The sequence below is a fragment of the Motilimonas thetidivivens genome (assembly GCF_046452435.1).
Lineage (GTDB): Bacteria > Pseudomonadota > Gammaproteobacteria > Enterobacterales > CBDFNC01 > Motilimonas.
In genome coordinates this window covers 1-345 of sequence record NZ_JBKFDK010000083.1, presented here as the reverse complement: position 1 = coordinate 345, position 345 = coordinate 1, and the positions used below count along the sequence as shown (strand labels likewise).

The 345-nt window shown below is 47.2% G+C and carries 1 pseudogene; it reads right to left on the bottom strand.

The features are described 5' to 3' along the window. A pseudogene (locus ACK8OT_RS19345) lies at window positions 1-345 on the bottom strand (hypothetical protein); the annotation flags it as partial.

Genomic DNA, 345 nt, shown 5'->3' with positions numbered 1-345 from the left:
GGTTGGCGCAAAGTCGGTGCCATCAAGTTCGCCGTCATGATCACTATCTGCAAGATGTGGATTGGTGCCAGCTAAAAACTCTTGTAAGTTAGTTAAGCCGTCAGCATCAAAGTCATCCTTGGCATCCAGAGGCATTGAGTCACTTAGACCATATTGCATTTCCCATTCTTGGGGAAGGCCATCTCTGTCGTTATCAAAGCTATAGCGTGAATTTAGCGGAGCAGAGTCGATATAGTCAGGTGCGCCATCACGATCTGAATCAGGGGCATTAGGATCTGTACCTAATCGGTATTCATCCCAAGCGGTAAGCCCATCACCATCTTGATCACTCGTTGCATCAAAGGA